The sequence below is a fragment of the Mesorhizobium sp. M7A.F.Ca.CA.002.05.1.1 genome, assembly GCF_003998335.1.
Lineage (GTDB): Bacteria > Pseudomonadota > Alphaproteobacteria > Rhizobiales > Rhizobiaceae > Mesorhizobium.
Genome location: NZ_RZQI01001573.1, coordinates 1 through 591, shown reverse-complemented (window position 1 = coordinate 591; position 591 = coordinate 1). Strand labels below are relative to the sequence as shown.

At 60.9% G+C, this 591-nt stretch carries 1 protein-coding gene; it reads left to right on the top strand.

Translation table 11 applies throughout. From position 1 onward, the window contains the following. A partial coding sequence (locus tag EN939_RS37105) for a DMT family transporter (protein WP_164751646.1) occupies positions 1-512 on the top strand: 512 nt, incomplete at its 5' end. Positions 513-591: the final 79 nt, after the last annotated feature.

Here is a 591-nt window from a genome sequence, read left to right as displayed (position 1 = left end):
GCCTCATCGGTATCGTCATCGTGCTGTGGCCGAAGCTCGGCGCGCTGGGCGGCGGCGTGACCGCGGCGACATTGACCGCCTCACTGGTCTCGGTGCTCGGCATGAGCGCCGGCACCATCTGGCAGAAGCGCTTCGCCTCCGGCGGCGACCTCGTCGCGGCGACCATGTGGCAATATGTCGGCGGTGGTTCGCTGATGCTCCTTGCCTCGCTCGCTTTCGAAACCCACACCGTCGTCATCAATGGCGAGCTGATCTTCGCCATGGCCTGGCTGGTGCTGGTGCTGTCGCTCGGCGCCATTTTCCTGCTGATGGTGATGATCCGCGACGGCGAGATGTCGAAGGTGGCGTCGCTGTTCTACCTGGTGCCGGCGGTGACGGCGGTCATCGCATGGGCCCTGTTCGACGAGCAGCTCAACGCCCTGCAGATCGTGGGCATGGCGATCACCACATTCGGCGTTGGCCTGGCAACGGCGCGGCAGACGAAGGGAAGAACTGTGGAATTGAGGAATTGAGGAATTGAGGAATTGAGGAATTGAGGAATTGAGGAATTGAGGAATTGAGGAATTGAGGAATTGAGGAAGAAGGACAGAT